Raw genomic sequence first — 17,027 nt, 5'->3', positions numbered from 1 at the left:
CCCATGCAGACCTCCCCTCCTCCCCCTGCGTCCACGGCCCGACCGGTGCCAGGGCGCGCCGCGTGGCTGCGCCGCTGGGTCACCGGCGCGCAGGCGCGCGCCGGCGAGCCGCTGGTCGGACATCGCATCGACTGGCTGCGCGCCGTGCCTTTCGTGGCGCTGCACGCCGGCTGCCTGGGCGTGCTGTGGGTGGGAATCTCGCCGGTGGCCGTGGCGGTGGCGGCGCTGCTCTACGCTGTGCGCATGTTCGCGATCACCGGCTTCTACCACCGCTACTTCTCGCACCGTGCGTTCCGCACCTCGCGCCCGCTGCAGGCGCTGGCCGCGATCGTCGGCGCGTCGGCGGTGCAGCGCGGGCCGTTGTGGTGGGCGGCGCACCACCGCCACCACCATCGCCACGCCGACACGGTCGACGACCCGCATTCGCCGCGCGAGCGCGGGTTCCTGTGGAGCCACGTCGGCTGGTTCCTCACCGACGAGGCGTTCGCAACCGACTACCGTCGCGTGCAGGACCTCGCCGGATACCCCGAGCTGCGCTGGCTGGACCGCTATGACGTCGTCGTGCCGGCGCTCCTGGCGGCGGCAACCTATGCGCTGGGCTGGACCCTGGAGCGCGTGGCGCCCGGCCTGGGCACCGACGGCCCGCAGATGCTGGTGTGGGGCTTCTTCGTCTCGACGGTGGTCCTGTTCCACGCCACCGTCACCATCAATTCGCTGGCGCATCGCTACGGCCGGCGCCGCTTCGACACGCGCGACGACAGCCGCAACAACGCCTGGCTCGCGCTGCTCACCTTCGGCGAGGGCTGGCACAACAACCACCACTTCTACCCGGGCTCGGCGCGGCAGGGCTTCCGCTGGTACGAGGTCGACCTCACCTGGTACGGCCTGCGCCTGCTGCAGGCGCTCGGGCTGGTCTGGGACCTGCGGCCGGTGCCGGCGTGGGTGCTGGCCAAGGCGGCCGCGCGATGAGGATCGCGGTGGTCGGTTCGGGCATCGCCGGCCTGTCGGCGGCATGGCGGCTGTCGCAGCGGCACGAGGTCGTGCTGTTCGAGCGCGACGACCGCTTCGGTGGCCATACCCATACCCACGCGGTCCGTCACGAGGGTCGCGACTGGCGGGTGGACTCCGGCTTCATCGTCCACAACCCGGTCCACTACCCGCGGCTGGCGGCGCTGTTCGAAGAGCTGGGCGTGACCTCGCGGCCGACGACCATGAGCTTCTCGGTGCACCGCGCCGATGGCCTGGAATACAACGCCACGACGCTCGACGCGCTGTTCTGCCAGCGCCGCAACCTGGTCTCGCCGCGCTTCCTTGGCATGGTCGCGGACCTGGTCCGGTTCTACCGGGAGGCGCCGGCGCTGCTCGACGGGCCCGGCCCGGGGCCGACGCTGGGCGGCTACCTGGCCCTGAACGGCTACGGCGACGCCTTCCGCGACGACCACCTGGTGCCGATGGCGTCGGCGCTGTGGTCGTCGCCACCATCCCGGATCCTGGACTTCCCGGTCCGCTACCTGGTCGCGTTCATGGCCAACCACCAGATGCTGCAGGTGCGCGGCCGGCCGCAGTGGCGCGTGGTCGAGGGTGGATCGGCGACCTACGTGGAACGGCTGCGCGCGCGCTGGCGCGTTCAGGAACGGCTGCGCACGCCGGTGCACGCGGTGCGCCGCCACGACCATGGCGTGCAGTTGCTGCATGCGGACGGCATCGAGAACTTCGACCACGTGGTGCTGGCCTGCCACAGCGACCAGGCACTGGCCCTGCTGGAACGGCCGGACCCGCGCGAGCGCGCGATCCTCGGTGCGCTGCCCTACCAGGAGAACGACGTGGTCCTGCATACGGACGCCCGGCTGCTGCCGCGCCGGCGCAAGGCCTGGGCGGCATGGAACGCCTACGTGCCGGGCGATCCGGCGGCGCCGTGCACGGTGAGCTACTGCATGAGCCTGCTGCAGGGCCTGGACACGCGCGAGCCGTTCGTGGTCACGCTCAACCGCACCGGGGCGATCGACCCGTCGCGGGTGCTGCAGCGCATGCGCTACGCGCATCCGGTCTATACCGCCGCCTCGGTGAGCGCGCGTGCCCGCGCGCACGAAATCCAGGGCCTGCACCGGACCTGGTTCGCCGGTGCCTACTGGGGCTGGGGCTTCCACGAGGACGGCATCCGCAGCGGCGAGGAGGTGGCCGCGCAGATCGAGGCCGGCGCCACCCGGCGCCTGGAGGTGGTCGCATGAGCCCCCTGCACAGCGCGCTCTACGAAGGCCGGGTGGTGCACCGCCGCCACCTGCCACGCGCGCATGCCTTCCGTTACCGGATCGCGCAGCTGTACCTGGACCTGGACGAGGTCGAGCGGGTGTTCGAGCGGCGCTGGCTATGGTCGGTCGACCGCCGCAACCTGGGCGAGTGGCGGCGCAGCGACTACCTGGGGCCGGCGTGCACCCCGCTGAAGGACGCGGTGCTGGACCGGGTCGAACAGGCCACCGGCGAGCGTCCCGGCGGGGCGGTGCGCATGCTCTGCCATCCGCGCTACGCCGGCTACGTGTTCAACCCGGTCACGTTCTACTACTGCCACAACACCGGCGATGCGCTGCGCGCCGTGGTGGCGGAGGTGACCAACACCCCGTGGGGCGAGCGCCACGCCTACGTGCTGCCCGCGGACCAGGCCGAGCGCCGCGGCGGCCTGCTGCGCTGGCGCTTCGACAAGGCCTTCCACGTGTCGCCGTTCATGGCCATGGACCGCGGCTACGACTGGCGCTTCAGCGTGCCGGGCGAGCGGCTGGGCGTGTACATGCAGGCACTCGACGGCCCGGCGCGCGAGTTCGACGCCAGCCTGAGCCTGCACCGGCGCCCGCTCGACGGGCCGGCGCTGGCACGGCTGCTGTGGCGCTATCCGCTGATGACCGCGCAGGTGATCGGCGCCATCCACTGGCAGGCGCTGCGGCTGTGGCTCAAGCGCGTGCCGTTCCACGACCACCCGCGCCTGCGCGCGGCCGCAGGAGTCCGTCGATGAGTCCACCGGTCCTGTCCGTCCCGGCCGCGCACACCGCCGCGCCGACCGCGCTAGACGCCTGGCTGCGCGGGCGCGTGCTGCGTTCGCTGGCGCCGCTGCGGCACGGCGGGCTGGTACTCGAGGATGCATGGGGGCGGCAGCGGCTTGGCGTGGCGGATGGCGCCCATCCGGTGCACGTCCGCGTCACCGATCCGCGCTTCTACCGCGCGCTGGCGTTCGGCGGCAGCGTCGCCGCCGGTGAGGCCTACGGCGACGGGCTGTGGCACAGCGACGACCCGGTCGCGCTGGTGCGCCTGCTGCTGCGCAACCGCGACCTGCTCGACGCGATGGAGTCGGGCAGCGCGCGCCCGGCCTCGGCCGCGTTGCGGGCCTGGCATGCGTTGCGCGGCAACACCCGCGCCGGCGCGCGCCGCAACATCGCCGCGCACTACGACCTGGGCAACGACTTCTTCGGCCTGTTCCTGTCGCCCGACCTGATGTATTCCTCGGCGCTGTGGGCCGGCGACGACACGCTGGAAAGCGCTTCGACCCGCAAGCTCGACGCCGTCTGCCGCAAGCTCGGCCTGCGCGAAGGCCTGCGGGTGGTGGAAGTGGGCACCGGCTGGGGCGGGCTGGCGCTGCACGCCGCGCGCCACTACGGCTGCCACGTCACCACCACCACCATTTCCCGCGAGCAGCACGCCCTGGCCAGCGAGCGCGTGGCCGAGGCCGGGCTGCAGGACCGCGTCACCGTCCTGCTCCGCGACTACCGCGACCTGGAGGGCCGCTTCGACCGGGTCGTCTCGATCGAGATGATCGAGGCCATCGGTGCGCGCTACCAGGAAGCGTACTTCGGCAAGCTGGCGGCGCTGCTGGAGGACGACGGGCTGGCGCTGGTGCAGGCGATCACGATCGAGGACCACCGCTACGAGCAGGCGCTGCATTCGGTCGACTTCATCAAGCGGCACATCTTCCCCGGCAGCTTTATTCCCTCGGTCCACGGGATGCTCGGCGCCAGCGCGCGCGCCGGCGACCTGCAGCTGGTGCACCTGGAGGATTTCGGCCTGTCGTACGCGCGCACGCTCAACGCCTGGCGCTCGCGCTTCCTCGCCGCGCGTGACCAGGCGCGCAGCCTGGGCTACGACGAGCGCTTCCTGCGCCTGTGGGATTTCTACCTGGCCTACTGCGAAGGCGGCTTCCTCGAGCGCTCGATCGGGGTCAGCCACCTGCTGTTCGCGCGGCCTGGCGCGCGTCCCGCCCATGGCGACCGCTGGGTCGCCGGGAGCGCCTGATGGACCTGCTGCCTGCCTTCGCGTGGCTGGCCGCGGCCATGGCGGCGCTGATGCTGGCCGGCTGGCGGTGGGAGCGCGCGCACCGCAACGCCGGCATCGTCGACGTGCTCTGGGCCACCGGCATGGGCCTGGCCGCCGTGTTCCTGGCGGCCATCGGGCCGGGCGCGGCGTTGCCGCGGATACTGCTGGCCGTCCTCGGCGGCGCCTGGGCGCTGCGGCTGGCCATGCACCTGTGGCGGCGCGTCCGCGGCGAGGCCGAGGACGGCCGCTACCGCCACCTGCGTGCGCACTGGAACGACAGCGGGCCAGCATTCCTGCTGTTCTTCCTCGGCCAGGCGCTGCTGGTGCTGCTGTTCGCGCTGCCGTTCGCCGCCGTGGCCGCCAACCCGGCCGGGGACTTCAGCGCATGGACCGCGCTCGGCGTGGCGGCGTGGCTGCTGGCGGTGGGCGGCGAGACCGTCGCCGACCGCCAGCTGGCGCGCTTCCGCGCCGATCCGCGCAACCGCGGACGCACCTGCGACACCGGGCTGTGGCGGTTCTCGCGGCATCCGAACTACTTCTTCGAGTGGCTGCACTGGTTCGCCTACGTGTTCCTCTCGGTGGGCTCGCCGCTGCACCTGCTGAGCTGGGCCGGGCCGGTGCTGATGTACCTGTTCCTGCGCTACCTCAGCGGCATCCCCTGGACCGAAGCCCAGGCCCTGCGCACCCGCGGGGACGACTACCGGCGCTACCGCGAGCGCACCCCGATGCTGTTCCCCTGGTTTCCACGCGATCCGGACCGCAGGAGGTCCCAGGCATGAGCCTAGCGATACCGAGCGCACGCATGCCGCACGCGCATGCCCCCGAACCCGGCCTCGCCGGCCTGGCCGAGCGCGGCTGGCTGCCGGACGCGGCCATCCGCCTCGGCATCCGCCGCCTGTGCGCGCAGCGGCTGCGGGAATGCCTCGCCGGCGGTGCCGCGGCCCAGCAGGCGCGCCACCAGCGGCTGGTCGAGGCATTGGGACGGATGCCGCTGGCGGTCCACACCGAGGCGGCGAACGCCCAGCATTACGAGGTCCCTGCGGCGTTCTTCGAGCGCTGCCTGGGGCCGGCGCTGAAGTACTCGGCCTGCCTGTTCGAACGTCCGGACAGCACCCTGGCCGAGGCCGAGGAGGCGATGCTGGCGCTCTACGGGCAGCGCGCCGGCCTGGCCGACGGGATGGACATCCTCGAGCTGGGCTGCGGCTGGGGATCGCTGACGCTGTGGATGGCGCGGCGCTATCCCGGCGCGCGCATCACCGCGGTATCCAACTCGCATTCGCAGCGTGCGTGGATCGAGGCGCGCTGCGCCGCCGAAGGCCTGGACAACGTGCGGGTCCTGACCTGCGACGTGAACGCGCTCGAGCTGCCGGCCGGCAGCTTCGACCGCTGCGTGTCGGTGGAGATGTTCGAGCACGTCAGCAACCACGCCGCGCTGCTGGCGCGCATCGCGCGCTGGCTGCGCGCGGACGGCCGGCTGTTCGTGCATATCTTCGTCCACCGCCTGGCCGCGTATCCGTTCGACACCGAGGGCCAGGACAACTGGATGGGCCGGCATTTCTTCACCGGTGGCCTGATGCCCGCGGCCGACACGCTGCTGCATCTGCAGCGCGACCTGGTGCTGGAGCGGCGCTGGCTGGTGGACGGCACCCACTACCAGCGCACCGCCGATGCCTGGCTGGCCAACCAGGACCGGCATCGCGACGCCTTGCTGCCGATCCTGGCGCAGGCCTATGGCGGCGACGCCGCGGCGCGGCTGTGGTTCCAGCGCTGGCGGATGTTCTGGATGGCCTGTGCCGAACTGTTCGGCTACGACGACGGCCAGCAATGGCTGGTCGCCCACTACCTGTTCGCACCCCGCAACTGAGGAGCACCCCATGCGCGCCACCGCCCTGGCCTGGCTGATGTCGACCTGCCTGCTGGCCGCCTGCGCCGGCCAGGGCGGGGCCCGTCCCATACCGCCGGTGGAGCAGGTCGACCTCGACCGCTTCATGGGCGACTGGTACGTGATCGCCTCGATTCCGACCGCGATGGAGCGCGGCGCCCACAATGCGGTGGAAACCTACTCCCGCGCGCCGGATGGCCGCATCGACACGGTGTTCCGGTTCCGCAAGGACGGGCCGGAGGGCGAGCTGGAGACGATGACCCCGACCGGCTTCGTGCGGGACGGCACCAACAACGCGGTCTGGGGCATGCAGTTCGTCTGGCCGATCAAGGCCGAGTACATCATCGCCTCGCTGGCCGACGACTACTCCGACACCATCGTCGCCCGCAACAGGCGCGACTACGTATGGATCATGGCGCGCACGCCCACGCTGCCGGAGTCGCGTTACCGGGAGCTGGTCGCTGAAGTGGCGGCGATGGGCTACGACACCTCGCGCCTGCGCCGGGTGCCGCAGCAGTGGCCCGAGCCGGCGCCGCGGCCGCCGCTGCGGTGAGGCCGGCGGGGATCCATCGGGCCCGCTCGCGCGTAGAGGAGGGAGAAGACGGCAGCGGCGTGGACCCGAGTAAGATGGCGACAGATCCGGCCACCAGGAAAGTGACGCCGCTCGCGGCGCCCAAGCGCGTGTCCAGCCAACGCCCCTCCCTGCCGGACGATGCCCACCACTGGAGCACGCAGATGCGCGCGGTGGCCGAGCGCCAGGACATGGACGCCTTCCTCGGCATCCACGACCACTACGCCCCCCGGCTCAAGCGCTACCTGCTCGGCCACGGCGTGCCCGCCGCCCAGGCCGACGACCTGGTCCAGGAGTCGATGCTGCGGCTGTGGCGCAGCGCCGCCGCGTTCGACCCGGACCGCGCCAGCCTGTCGACCTGGCTGTTCCGGATCGCCCGCAACCTGCAGATCGATGCGCGACGGCGCGAGGCGCACCGCGAATCGGAACCCGTTCCGGTCGATGAGGCCTGGATGGTCGACGAGTGGGGCGTTTCGCCGGACGATTACGCCGACCATGCCGGCCTGGACCGCGCCATCCGCAGCCTGCCGGCGGCGCAGGCGCGGCTGATCCGCATGTCCTACCTCGAGGCCCGCAGCCACAGCGAGATCGCCGCCGAGCTCGGCATGCCGCTGGGCTCGGTCAAATCCACCCTGCGCCGCGCCTTCGCGCGATTGAAGGCCGGACTGGGGGCCGCGCCATGACCCCGAACCACCATCCCGACGCATCCACCCTGCTGGCGTTCTCGGCCGGCGCGCTGCCCGAAGCGTTCGCCGCGGTCGTGGCCGCGCACCTGGACGTCTGCGACGAATGCCGTGGCCAGCTGGCCCTCGCCGACCGCATCGGCGGGCACCTGCTGGTGCAGCAGGACGGCGCGCCGTTGGCGGACGACGCCCGCGAGCGCCTGCGCGCCCGCGTGCTGGCCGAAGGCGCGCCGCTCCCGCGCCCGCCGGCGCCACCCGCGTCGCCCGCGACTGCGGCCGACGACGCGCTGCCGCGCACGCTGCAGCCGTACTTCGGCCGCCGCTACGCCGACCTGCGCTGGCGGATGATCGGGCCGGGCATCCATTACGTGCGCGCCGACCGGGTCGACGACGGCCACCTGATGCTGCTGCGCACCGCCCCCGGCCGCAGCGTGCCGATGCATACCCACGGCGGCAGCGAGCTGACCCTGATCCTGCGCGGCGCCTACCGCGACGCGATCGGACACTTTGCCCCCGGCGACGTTGCCGACCTGGATTCGGACGTGGAGCACCAGCCGGTCACCGTGCCCGGCGTGCCATGCATCTGCGTGGCCGCCACCGATGCGCCGCTGCGCTTCTCCGGCTGGATGGCGCGCATGCTGCAGCCGCTGTTCAAGCTCTAGGCCGCTCACTGGGCTCCTCGCGCCGGGGCTGGCATCATCGCCGGGGCGCTGGCGATGGGAGCAGGACATGGATTCCGGACACCGGGTGCAGGGCATCCGCCAGGTCGCGGTCACCGTCGCCGACGTCGACGCCGCGCTCGGCTTCTACCGCGACGTGCTCGGCCTGGCGTTCCTGTTCCGCGCCGGGCCCGGCCTGGCGTTCCTGGACGCCGACGGCGTGCGGATCATGCTGACCACGCCGCAGGGCGCCGGCGCGGTGGGCGCCAATTCGATCCTGTACTTCCGCGTGCACGACATCGCCGCCACCCATGCGGCGATGCTGGCGCGCGGTGCCACCGCCGAACGCGAACCGCAGCTGGCCGCACGGATGCCCGACCACGAGCTGTGGGCCGCGTTCCTGCGCGATCCCGACGGCAACCTGGTGGGCCTGATGGAAGAGGTGCGCTGACCGCGGCGCCGGCTGCCAGGCCGGGCTGCGGTCGCCTTGTGTGTTCGCCTGCCGATCCCCGGCGTGGCATGCGGCCGTGGCATTCCGGATCCCGGGCATCGGCATCGCGATCTTTCCCGACGAGTCGCTGCCGCAGGCGTGAGCCTCCGAGGTTCAGGTGGGCGGCGCGGCGGTGTTTTCCTCGCCTCCAGCGCTGTGGCCCAAGCCGATCCCGGCACCGGCACCGGCACTGGCGGCCATGCCACCGCCCATCCCGCCGCCTCCACCTCCGCCACCACTGCCCCGGACTTCGCCGCCCTCGCGCTTGCCACCGCCACCGCCGCCGGCCACGCGCAGCGGCCCCTGGCCGGGGATGACCACGCCTGCGGGAATCGGCGCCAGGTCCAGCGCCTGGCGGATGAAAGCGCGCAACGAGGCGACCAGGGCCGCGGTCTCGACCCGGCGCCCGGCGACCATGTCCTGGGCGGCCTGCGCGGCGAGGCGCACCTGTTCCTCGGTGCCCAGCAGGATGACGTCCGACAGCGCGGCCTCGACCGCATCGCGGATCCGTCGCCGGCGCTCGGCGCCGGGCGTATCCGCGACTTCGCCGCCGGCACGGGCCGGATCGCGGCGCAGGTCGCGCAGGTGGCTCGGGTCCACGCCCAGTTCGCCCGTGAACGAACCGCCGAGGGTCTTGTAGGCGGCGATCAGCGTCTTCAGCCGCTCGTTGACCTGGCGGTTCTCGCGCTCGCGCCGGCGCTGCAGGGTCTGCATGAACACCAGTCGGATGCCGACCGCCACCAGCGACACCAGCACCAGTCCGAACAGGGTGGTGAGCAGGCCGGACCAGGAACTGAAATCGAGGAAACCGCGCATCCGCCACCTCCGTGCAGCCGCGCCCACGATAGCGCGGCCGCGCGTCGTGGCGCGTGACCGGCCGCGCCCTGCCATCGGTCATGTGGTGCCGGGCCCGCGGCGGCGCTAGCGTGGGAGCCCCGAGTCCCCCCGAGCCGCCGCCGATGGAACCCTCGATCTCCGGGCCCGCGCCCGCGCCAGCGCCCGCGCGCATCCGCAGCGTCGGCCACTGGCTGCGCCGCGAACTGCTGCCGATGCTGGCGCTGCTGTTGCTGCTCGGCACGGCGCGCGCCTCGTTCGCCAACCATTACCACGTGCCGAGCGGCTCGATGCAGCCGACCCTGCAACCCGGCGACCGGGTGGCGGTGGACATGAGTGCCTATGGCGTGCGTGTTCCGTTCACGCGCCATGTGCTCATCGAGCGCGGCCGGCCGCAGCGCGGCGACGTGGTCGTGTTCGACTCACCGGCCGATGGAACGCGCCTGATCAAGCGCGTGGTGGCGGTGGCCGGCGACCGGGTCGAACTCCGCGATGGCCACCTGTCGATCAACGGCGTGCCGATGGCCGATGCCGCCGACCCGCAGGCCGAACGGTTCGGCCTGCGGCTGGCGCGGCTGGACCTGGCGAACGGGGGCGGCCCCGATATCCTCGACGCGCGGGTGCCGGCGGGCCACGTGCTGGTGCTGGGCGACCACCGCGGCCGCAGCGTCGACGGACGCTGGTTCGGCTTCGTCCCGGTCGATGCGCTGTATGCGCGCGCCCTGGCCGTCTACTGGCGCAGCGGGGACGGACTGGGTTGGCGGCGGTTGTGAGCCGGCGAGCGCCCGGCCTGGAGCCCGCTGGTGGCGTCAATCCATCGGGTGGTCGCTCCAAGCGGCCAGCGCCGACCCGCCGTGCGCCACCGGTGCGATCCCGCGCCTCGTCCTACCGCGGCCATGCGAGCTCGTCCGGCATCGCGCGCAGGCACCCGGCGACGATCTGCACGGCCTGCTCGATCTCGGCCACCGACATGCTCGCGAAACCCATCAGCAGCCCGCCGCGCTCGGGCGGGCGCGAGTAGTAGGGCGCGATCGGGTACAGGTCGACCCCGCGCTGGCGGGCGCTGGCGATCAAGGCATCGACGCCGCCGGGACTGAAACGTCGCAGCCAGGCCACCAGGTGCATGCCGGCCTGCGAATCGGCGATGTCCAGCTCGTCGCCCAGTTCGCGATGCAGGGCCGCCAGCAACGCCGAACGCCGCTCCTCCAGCGCGCGCCCGGTGCGCCGCAGGTGGCGCTCGAAACCGCCGTCGCCGATGAACCCGGCCATCGCTGCCTGCTCGATCGCCGGGCTGCCGAAGTCGTCCTGCCACTTGGCGTTGACGTAGTCCTCGCGCAGCCCGGGCGGGATCACCAGGTAGCCCAGCCGCAACGACGGGAACAGGACCTTGGAAAACGAGCCGACGTAGATGACGTGCCCGCTGCGGTCGAGCGAACGCAGTGCCGCCAGCGGCCGGGCGTCGTAGCGGAACTCGCCGTCGTAGTCGTCCTCGAAGATCCAGCAGTCGTGGCGGCTGGCGTAGTCGAGCAGGGCGCGCCTGCGTTCAAGCGACATCGCCACGCCGGTGGGGAACTGGTGCGAGGGCGTGACGTAGACCAGGCGCGGCGGCGGGTCGGGCAGGCGGTCCACGCGCAGGCCCTGCGCGTCGACGTCGACGGTGTCCACGCGGGCGCCGTGCATCTGCAGGACCTCGCGCATGGCGGTGTAGTGCGGCTCCTCCACCACCGCGCCATCGCCCACGTCCAGCAGCACGCGCGCGCTCAGCGACATCGCCTGCTGGGTACCGGCGACGACCAGCACGTCCTCGGGCAGGGCCTGCACGCCACGGCGGCGCGCCAGGTAGTCGCAGACCGCGCGGCGCAGCGCCGGCAAGCCCTGGGTCATCGGATAGGCCGGCGGCGTGTAGGCGGCCGCGCGGGTCAGTTCGCGCGACCAGGCATCGATCAGGGCCGGGTTGGTGTAAGGCACGCCATACGAGAACGCGTAGCGCATGCCGGGCGTGGCCCGGCCGGGCATCTGCGCATGCTGGTGGTAGCGCCGGCCGCGACGGGCGAACGCCGATTGCGGGGGTCGGGTCTCGGGCAACGAACGGGCCGGCGGATCGCCTTCCTTCGCCGACGGGGTGACGTAACTGCCCGAGCCGACGCGGCCGGCGATGAAGCCTTCGGCGCGCAGCTGCTCGTAGGCGGCCAGGACGGTATTGCGCGACATCCGCAGGTCGCGGGCCAGCTGCCGGGTGGCGGGCAGGCGCCCCACTTCGATGCCGCCGCCGCCCGCCAGCACCGACTTGAGCGCGCGGGTCAGCTGCGCGTGCAGCGGCCCATGACCGTCCAACTCCAGGTGCATCGCCAGCCTCCGGTCGGAAATGGCCCCATTCAAGAGGTTCGGATTGGCTCTTGATAGTGCCACTTTCCCGGGTACTGATAGGGCCAATTCCCGGTCCGCGTGGAGATGCCGATGAATGCCCTCCCCCTGTACTGGCCGCATCCGCCTGGCCCCCGCGTGCCGTGGCTGCTGCTGGCCGCCGTTGCCGGTGCCGTGCTCGACCTCGCCATGGCGGTCCTGTTCTGGGCCGGCGAAGGGGTCGCGCCGATACGGATACCGCAGTCGATCGCCGCCTGGTTCCTGGGGGCGGCCGCCTACCGCGGAGGGCCGGGGACCGCGCTGCTGGGCGTGGTCGCCTACGTGCTGCTGGCCTGGGCCATGGCGCGCGCCTACGTTGCCCTGGCGCGGCGGCGGCCGGTGCTGGTCGAGCAGCCATTCGTGCACGGCGCCCTCTACGGGATGGCCTGCTACCTGGTCACGTTCCACCTGCTCGTGCCCCTGCTGGCTTCGGGGGCTGCCGCGCCCAGCAGCCGACCCGACTGGATCCTCGCCTGCCTGGCCGCGTACGCCGGGATGATCGGCATCCCGATCGCCTGCGCCGCGCGTCGGGTACTGTCCGGGCCCGCGTTCCGGGACGGCCGCGGAATCGTGGGCGAGCGGACCTGAGCCGTTTGGCCCGCGGCCATCGCATGGCATTGGCTCTGGCGCCGCCGACGATGGGTCGCTGGAATGCGCGCCATCACCCGACCCGGAACGCGGCCATGGCCCACGATGGATTCGCCTCACCGCAACGCATCCTGCCGCGCGCCGTGGCGACGGCGGCGCTGGTGGCCGGCAGCCTGGACCTGCTGTTCGCCTTCGGCTTCTGGGGCATGCACGGCGTGGGGCCGGTGCGCATCCTGCAATCGATCGCGGCCGGCTGGCTGGGGCGCGCCGATGCGATGGCCGGCGGCCCGGCCACCGCCGCGCTCGGCTTGGTTTCGCACTACGGCATCGTGCTGGTGATGGCCTGGGCGTACTACCGCCTCGCGCGCGCATGGCCGGCGCTGGCGCGGCAGCCGTGGCTCTACGGCGCCCTGTACGGCATCGTCCTGTTCGCGGTGATGACCTGGGTCGTCGTTCCGCTGTCGGCGGCGGGCGATGGCCAACTGCCGCGCTGGCAGGCCAGCTTCCCGCTGCACATCGCCGTGCACATGCTGCTGGTCGGCGTGCCCTGCGCGCTGGGTGCGCGCAGGGCACTGCGCTGAACCGGGCGAGGCTGCGGCCAGGGGCGAGCCTGCCTTCATGGCACTCGCGCCTTCGCGCACGAAAGCGGCTGCTCCAGCGATTGCAGCCCGCGGCCGTCGTCCGGCGATTCGGCGAACAGCACCAGCCCGGCGCGTCCAGCGTGCAGGTCCCCGGGCAACTCCAGCACGGCGTATCCGTTCCAGGTCGGTGATTCCAGCTTCCACGGCCCGGCGAGCTTCCTGACCACCCGGTCATGGCGCAGCATGCGTCCCGCGTTCTCGCCGGCGGCGACGGCGGTCTCCAGTCCGTCTTCGTACAGGGCCAGCCACAGCAGCGCCGGTCCTGCGATGCGATCACCATCCAGCCGTGCCTGCATGTCGACCCGCATCCGGCCGTCGGCTTGCGCGCTTGCCGACATAGCCAGCGTTGCCGGCGCGACCTGGCGGCGGCTTTCGGCCAGCAGCTGCGCCATCGCCGCACCGCGCCAGTCCACCGGTACATCGCGTCCGACGATCACCTGTGGGGTGACCAGCGCCTGGCGACCCAGGCTCTGCAGCCGGTACTGCTGGCGCTGGCCGTGCGCGGCGGCCGCGTAGCGATCCACCCAGCCCACCGCGTCCCAGTAGTCCACATGGAAGGCGAGCCAGCTGATCCGCGGCTGGCGGCGTGCGGAAGCCGACAGCCATGCATCGGCGGCCGGGCACTGGTTGCAGCCTTCGGCGGTGTACAGCTCCACCAGCGGGCGCAATGCCTTGCCGCTGCGCGACTGGCAGGCGGCCGCGGCCGCGTCGCTCCATCCGGCCAGCAGCAATGAAGCGGCCAGTGGCGCCGCCAGCGCACCGGCCCTTGTCCACGACGACCCTCGCATCGCGCGCCTCCCACCGGATCCGGCGACCGACGCTAGTCCTGCCTCCTGTGCGCACCCGTGCCGGAATTGCGGATTCGCTGCGCCGGCAGGCTCATCACGCCGGACCGCAATCCTGCGCAGCCGTTGCGCGCATTCGTGCACATCGCAATCACTGCGCCTGCGCAGGGACCGGGGTTAAGGATTCGTGATTCTTCGGCTACCGACCCGCATCGGGTCCCGACCCGGACGAAAGAGGATTCCCATGAAGCCCGCTCCGCATCCGCTGCGCCTGGCGATCCTGGCGGCGATCGCCGCATCCACCGCCCTGCCGGCCCTGGCGCAGGAAGCCGAGCCGCCACCGGCGCCCGGACCGACCACGCTCGACCGCGTCGAGGTGACGGGCTCGCGCATCAAGCGCACCGACCTGGAGACGTCCAGCCCGGTGGCCGTCATTGATCGCGAGGCGATCAATGATTCGGGCGCCGCCACGGTCGGCGAGTTCCTGCAGCGCAACCCGGCGATCGCCGGCGCCGGCATGAATCCGCAGGTGAACAACGGCGGCGGCGCGGGCGCGGCGACCGTCGACCTGCGCGGCCTGGGCCAGACGCGCACCCTGGTGCTGGTGGACGGGCGGCGCTGGATCCCTTCGGTGTCCAATGCGCTGGGCGCGGTGGACGTCAACACGATCCCGATGTCGATGATCGAGCGGGTGGAGATCCTCAAGGACGGCGCCTCGGCGATCTACGGCTCCGACGCGATCAGCGGCGTGGTCAACTTCATCCTGCGCCACGACTTCCAGGGCATGGAAGCGAGCGCGTTCTATGGGGTGTCCTCGCGCGGCGACGCGAACACCACGCGCGCCGATGCCACGTTCGGATTCTCCAGCGACCGCGGCAGCCTCATCGCCGCGGCCGGATACGACAAGGAAGACCCGGTCTACGCCCGCGACCGCGCCTATTCCAGCCAGCCCTACCAGCTCTACGCCGGCGAACACGGGATCGGCGGCACCAGCCGCATCCTGACCGGCCGCTACGTGGTCCCGCGTTCGGCGGCGCAGGCCAGCGGCGTCGACCTGGCCGACCCCAACTGCGGCAGCGGCGACAACGTGGTGCTGACCCGCATCGACGGCTCGCCCGGCACCAGCGGCGGCAACTTCCGCTGCTTCGACAACGCCAACGACGTCTACAACTTCCAGGCCGACGGCAACCTCAACCTGACGCCGCAGGAGCGCGCCAACATCGCCTTCAGCGCGCGCTACTTCATTACCGAAGACGTCGAAGCCTTCCTGCTGGGTTCCTGGAACCGCACCGAATCCTCGTTCCAGATCGCGCCGCTGCCGTTCGACGGTCGCGCCGCGGTCGACGACGTGCCGATCAGCGCCGACAGCCTGTACAACCCGTTCGGCGTGGACGTCACCGATGCGCGGCTGCGCCTGCGCGACTTCATCCCCACGCGCAGCACCAGCTTCGAGACCCAGACCTACCAGGTCACCGCCGGCCTGCGCGGCACCGTCGGCGACACCAGCTGGTCGTGGGACGCGGCGTACAGTTACGGCCGCACGCCGCAGACCCAGGTGGTGCGCGGCTACCTGTTCAGCCCGGCGCTGCGCGACGCGCTGGGTCCGTCGATGATCGACCCGGCCAGCGGCGATCCGATCTGCGTCCGGACCGCCGGTGACGCCTCGACCGTGATCGACGGCTGCCTGCCGGTCAACTTCTTCGGCCCGGCCCCCGATCCGACCACCGCCGAGGGACAGGCGCAACTGGCCGCCCTTGCGCTGATCAATCCCAGCATCATCAACACCAACTACAACGACCTGAAGAACTTCACCGCCAACGCCACCGGCGACCTCTTCGCGCTGCCGGCAGGCATGGTTTCCCTGGCGGTGGGCCTGGAATACCGCGAGGAGTCGGCCGGTTCGGACGTGGATTTCCTGACCATCATCCCGCCCGGCGAGACGGTCTGCCTGATCACCCAGGAAGCATGCAGCTTCGGCAACATCTCGGGCTCGTTCGACGTCAAGGAAGCCTACGCCGAAGCGCTGCTGCCCCTGCTGGCCGATGCGCCGTTCGCGCAGCGACTGAACGTTTCGCTGGGCGTGCGCTACTCGGACTACTCCAACTTCGGCGACACCACCAACGGCAAGATCGGCCTGGAATGGAAGCCGGTCGACGACCTGCTGGTGCGCGGCACCTACGCGCAGGTTTTCCGCGCGCCGACCATCGTCAACCTGTTCGGCGTGACCACCCCCAGCGCCAACACCTACGTGGACCCATGCAACAACTACATGGGGCAGGCCGTGGCGGACCCGCGCGCCTGCGCCAACGTGCCCACCGACGGCTCGTTCCGGCAGAGCGGCAACCAGGTCACATCGTTCCAGGTGTCCAACCCGGACCTGCAACCGGAAGAGGGCGACATGCTCACCTACGGCCTGGTCTACAGCCCCGAATGGCTGGCCGGCTTCAGCACCACCATCGACTACTGGCGGGTCAAGCTGGACGACTTCATCACCAGCCTGCCGGAGACGGTGATGCTCAACCAGTGCTTCGACTTCGGCCGCTACTGCGACACGTTCATCCGCGACGACGCCGGCGATGTCGCGCAGATGACCAACCAGGTCGGCAATTTCGGCTCGCTCAAGGCCAGCGGCGTGGACGTCGGCTTCCGGTACGCGGGCCAGCGCAACGAGTGGGGCAGGCTGTCCTGGAACCTGGACACCGCCTACCTGGCCGAGTACGAGGTGCGCCTGCTGGCCGGCGACCCCAGCAGCGATGTCGGCGCCTTTCCCGGCATCCCGGGCAGCACCGGCCTGGCGGGCACGTTCGTGGACAGCGCCAGCTCGGGTTTCGGCAACATGGCGCGCTGGCGGGCGCTCAACGACCTGCGCTGGGAAGGCGAGCGCTGGAGCGCGACGCTGACCACGCGCTACGTGCACCACGTGTTCGAGGCGCCCGACGTGGCCGATCCCTCCGAGCCCGGCTACGTGGCCAGGCGCCGCGTGCCCTCGTTCACCCAGCACGACGTCCAGGTCGGCTACCGCATCCCGGAGCTGCTGGACAGCGAGTTCCAGATCGGCATACGCAACCTCGCCGACCGGCAACCTCCCCTGATCTATTCCGGCTTCAATGCCTCCACCGACCTGCGGACGTACGATGGCGTCGGACGCTTCTACTGGATGCGCTGGACCGCCCGCTTCTGAGCGGGCCGTGCCCG

At 71.8% G+C, this 17,027-nt stretch carries 17 protein-coding genes; 14 read left to right on the top strand and 3 right to left on the bottom strand.

Annotated elements, in window-relative coordinates:
- The first annotated feature begins 3 nt into the window (after positions 1–3).
- From ABKA19_RS01210 to ABKA19_RS01165, 10 genes are all read left to right on the top strand, one after another.
- Positions 4–969: an acyl-CoA desaturase gene (locus ABKA19_RS01210; RefSeq protein ID WP_353688014.1), complete on the top strand. Its 966-nt coding sequence runs from the start codon at positions 4–6 to the stop codon at positions 967–969.
- Entirely contained in the window at positions 966–2,228 is a 1,263-nt protein-coding gene (locus ABKA19_RS01205; protein WP_353687294.1) for an NAD(P)/FAD-dependent oxidoreductase, read from the top strand. Before ABKA19_RS01210 ends, ABKA19_RS01205 begins: the two co-directional genes overlap by 4 nt.
- On the top strand, positions 2,225–3,004 hold the full coding sequence (locus ABKA19_RS01200; protein WP_353687293.1) for a DUF1365 domain-containing protein: 780 nt from the start codon (positions 2,225–2,227) through the stop codon (positions 3,002–3,004). The genes ABKA19_RS01205 and ABKA19_RS01200 overlap by 4 nt, the downstream gene beginning before the upstream one ends.
- A complete protein-coding gene (locus ABKA19_RS01195; RefSeq protein WP_353687292.1) occupies positions 3,001–4,275 on the top strand; it encodes a class I SAM-dependent methyltransferase in 1,275 nt (424 codons plus the stop codon). Before ABKA19_RS01200 ends, ABKA19_RS01195 begins: the two co-directional genes overlap by 4 nt.
- The gene (locus tag ABKA19_RS01190) at positions 4,275–5,075 is read left to right on the top strand and encodes a DUF1295 domain-containing protein (protein WP_353687291.1); all 801 of its coding nucleotides are present in this window, start codon (positions 4,275–4,277) and stop codon (positions 5,073–5,075) included. Before ABKA19_RS01195 ends, ABKA19_RS01190 begins: the two co-directional genes overlap by 1 nt.
- Positions 5,072–6,160, top strand: coding sequence for an SAM-dependent methyltransferase (locus ABKA19_RS01185; protein WP_502945683.1), 1,089 nt, complete (start codon positions 5,072–5,074; stop codon positions 6,158–6,160). The genes ABKA19_RS01190 and ABKA19_RS01185 overlap by 4 nt, the downstream gene beginning before the upstream one ends.
- A 10-nt stretch (positions 6,161–6,170) precedes the next feature.
- The gene (locus ABKA19_RS01180) at positions 6,171–6,731 is read left to right on the top strand and encodes a lipocalin family protein (protein ID WP_353687289.1); all 561 of its coding nucleotides are present in this window, start codon (positions 6,171–6,173) and stop codon (positions 6,729–6,731) included.
- A gap of 128 nt (positions 6,732–6,859) precedes the next feature.
- Positions 6,860–7,432: a sigma-70 family RNA polymerase sigma factor gene (locus ABKA19_RS01175; protein WP_502945682.1), complete on the top strand. Its 573-nt coding sequence runs from the start codon at positions 6,860–6,862 to the stop codon at positions 7,430–7,432.
- Entirely contained in the window at positions 7,429–8,094 is a 666-nt protein-coding gene (locus tag ABKA19_RS01170; protein WP_353687287.1) for a ChrR family anti-sigma-E factor, read from the top strand. Before ABKA19_RS01175 ends, ABKA19_RS01170 begins: the two co-directional genes overlap by 4 nt.
- Positions 8,095–8,161: 67 nt before the next feature.
- Positions 8,162–8,542 carry a VOC family protein gene (locus ABKA19_RS01165; RefSeq protein ID WP_353687286.1) on the top strand — a complete coding sequence of 127 codons (381 nt, stop codon included), beginning with the start codon at positions 8,162–8,164 and terminating at the stop codon, positions 8,540–8,542.
- Positions 8,543–8,695: 153 nt separating this feature from the next.
- On the opposite strand, the gene ABKA19_RS01160 is transcribed toward ABKA19_RS01165, so the two are convergent.
- The gene (locus ABKA19_RS01160; protein ID WP_353687285.1) at positions 8,696–9,397 is read right to left on the bottom strand and encodes a hypothetical protein; all 702 of its coding nucleotides are present in this window, start codon (positions 9,395–9,397) and stop codon (positions 8,696–8,698) included.
- A gap of 143 nt (positions 9,398–9,540) precedes the next feature.
- Between ABKA19_RS01160 and lepB the strand changes: the two genes are divergently transcribed.
- Positions 9,541–10,188, top strand: a complete 648-nt coding sequence (gene lepB / locus ABKA19_RS01155; RefSeq protein ID WP_353687284.1) for a signal peptidase I — start codon at positions 9,541–9,543, stop codon at positions 10,186–10,188.
- A gap of 112 nt (positions 10,189–10,300) precedes the next feature.
- On the opposite strand, the gene pdxR is transcribed toward lepB, so the two are convergent.
- A complete protein-coding gene (gene pdxR, locus ABKA19_RS01150) occupies positions 10,301–11,761 on the bottom strand; it encodes a MocR-like pyridoxine biosynthesis transcription factor PdxR (protein ID WP_353687283.1) in 1,461 nt (486 codons plus the stop codon).
- A gap of 111 nt (positions 11,762–11,872) precedes the next feature.
- Between pdxR and ABKA19_RS01145 the strand changes: the two genes are divergently transcribed.
- Together ABKA19_RS01145 and ABKA19_RS01140 are read left to right on the top strand one after the other, a co-directional pair.
- Positions 11,873–12,406 carry a hypothetical protein gene (locus ABKA19_RS01145; protein ID WP_353687282.1) on the top strand — a complete coding sequence of 178 codons (534 nt, stop codon included), beginning with the start codon at positions 11,873–11,875 and terminating at the stop codon, positions 12,404–12,406.
- A 95-nt stretch (positions 12,407–12,501) separates the two neighbouring features.
- The gene (locus ABKA19_RS01140; protein WP_353687281.1) at positions 12,502–12,987 is read left to right on the top strand and encodes a hypothetical protein; all 486 of its coding nucleotides are present in this window, start codon (positions 12,502–12,504) and stop codon (positions 12,985–12,987) included.
- 35 nt (positions 12,988–13,022) lie between these two features.
- Here the strand turns inward: ABKA19_RS01140 and ABKA19_RS01135 are convergent, their stop codons facing one another.
- The gene (locus ABKA19_RS01135; protein ID WP_353687280.1) at positions 13,023–13,835 is read right to left on the bottom strand and encodes a DUF1223 domain-containing protein; all 813 of its coding nucleotides are present in this window, start codon (positions 13,833–13,835) and stop codon (positions 13,023–13,025) included.
- Positions 13,836–14,076: 241 nt separating this feature from the next.
- On the opposite strand from ABKA19_RS01135, the gene ABKA19_RS01130 reads away from it, so the two are divergent.
- Positions 14,077–17,013, top strand: a complete 2,937-nt coding sequence (locus ABKA19_RS01130) for a TonB-dependent receptor plug domain-containing protein (RefSeq protein ID WP_353687279.1) — start codon at positions 14,077–14,079, stop codon at positions 17,011–17,013.
- Positions 17,014–17,027: the final 14 nt, after the last annotated feature.

This window comes from Pseudoxanthomonas sp. Soil82 (genome assembly GCF_040446535.1).
GTDB classification, from domain to species: Bacteria; Pseudomonadota; Gammaproteobacteria; order Xanthomonadales; family Xanthomonadaceae; genus Pseudoxanthomonas; species Pseudoxanthomonas kaohsiungensis.
Note: the sequence above shows the minus strand (reverse complement) of the source record. Positions and strands in the feature narration are given on the sequence as shown.